The sequence below is a fragment of the Bacteroidia bacterium genome (genome assembly GCA_025056095.1).
Classification (GTDB): Bacteria; Bacteroidota; Bacteroidia; order JANWVE01; family JANWVE01; genus JANWVE01.
The window spans coordinates 1-1,677 of the sequence record JANWVW010000324.1; the positions used below are offsets into that span (position 1 = coordinate 1).

Sequence of the window (1,677 nt, forward strand, 5' to 3'; positions counted from 1 at the left end):
TGATGCCCTCTTACTACATACTTACCTTTTCGGGATTAACTGAACCTTTGTTTGCTTTGTTTTTATCTGTGGGTGTTTATCTGCTCTTACGTGAAAAATATCTTTTTTCTGTAATATGGGTTTCATTTATGCCATTTGTACGTTCAGAGGGACTGATTATTATTTTGGCTTTTACGTGTTTTTTAATAGTCCAAAAAAAATGGAAAGTAGTAACTCTCTGCATTGAGAATAGAGAAAAGTCTTAGAAAAAATTAGTTTTTTATATCCTGAAAGATGCTCAAAGTTTGGATAGACTATTCTACCATTGCTTTTGATAATCTTACAGGCATAGGTAGGTATATTGTAGAAACAAGCCTCGTACTGCAGAAAAATCCTGAAATACAATTGGAAGGTGCTTGTAAACTCTCTCGCTGGAAAAACCGCTACAAAATACAAAGGCACTTATCTGACATTCCGCTGCATGTGCTTCCTTCTCTTAAACGCCCTGATCTCTTCCATGGACCAGACTTTGCCATGCACTACTATGGAAAAGCAAAAAAGGTAGTTACGATACATGATTTAGCAGTTTTTCATCCTAACCTTGTAGACAGCCGCAGAGTAGAAAGCCCACAGCAGGGCAAGATACAGAAACTCCTCCGTAGTAATCGGATTGATGCTATTATTACGGTATCCGAGTTTGTGAAAAAAGAAATACTACACTTTTTTCCGCATCTGGACAAACCTATTTTTGTAACTCCGCTTGCAGCAAACCATAGAAATTTTACCTTCCAAAAACAAACCTCAAAACCTTTCCTGCTTTATGTAGGACCCTTAGACAGACGCAAAAATGTACTTGGCTTGTGTAAAGCCTTTGAACTCATAGCTGAAAGATACCCAGAGTTTCGCCTGACTATGGTAGGTGGAAGCAATGGATTTGAATCAGAAAAAGTATTCGAATTTATTCAAGAAAGCCGTTTCAGAAAACAGTTTGAATATCTTTCTTTTGTTTCAGACCAAGAACTGCAAAATTTATACGCCACTGCGTGGGCTTTTGTGTTTCCGTCTTTTTATGAAGGTTTTGGTATTCCAGTTCTAGAAGCCATGCACTATGAGCTACCAGTACTTACCTCCCGAGATACTACTATGCAAGAAGTAGCAGGTGATGCAGCGTTTTTTGTAAATCCTTATGAAATTACGGATATAGCAGAAGGATTGCAGAAAATTATTTCTGATACTAACCTTCGGACAGAACTCATACAAAAAGCTAAACGACGCTTAGCGTTGTTTTCATGGGAGAGAACTGCAAGAAAAACCCTAGATGCCTACATTACAATTCTTTCCTGAAAAAGTATTCCTGAGTTTGCATAATATGCTATTAAGTTTTTTATTTAACAGCATACCTTGCACAGTATTTCCACGAGCGTATTCAGATTATACTTTGTTTTAGTGCTTGTTCTATGTATTCAAGAGTTAAAACTGAGTGCGTAGGGGCTTTGTACTACCTATGTGCTATATCCATGCCTCATGCGAATTATCCTCATGTAATAAAGAAAGAAGAATTTTACTTTTGGGCGTGCCCTTGCCCACACTTCGCTTGTGCTTGTGTGGGCAAGGTCGGCGTGGGGGGGGCGTGGCTAACCCCGAGGTTGGGGGGGGGGCTGCGCCCCCAGCTGGAGCACGCCCCACCCCAGGCACACC

At 39.9% G+C, this 1,677-nt stretch carries 2 protein-coding genes; both read left to right on the forward strand.

The genetic code is table 11. The annotated features are described in order from the left end of the window. Nucleotides 1-245, forward strand: a 245-nt coding sequence (locus tag NZ519_13810) for a hypothetical protein (protein MCS7029829.1), incomplete at its 5' end; no start/stop codon positions are given. A 28-nt stretch (nucleotides 246-273) separates the two neighbouring features. Then, nucleotides 274-1,323 (forward strand): glycosyltransferase family 4 protein, encoded by a 1,050-nt coding sequence (locus NZ519_13815; GenBank protein ID MCS7029830.1) that lies wholly within the window; start codon nucleotides 274-276, stop codon nucleotides 1,321-1,323. Nucleotides 1,324-1,677: the final 354 nt, after the last annotated feature.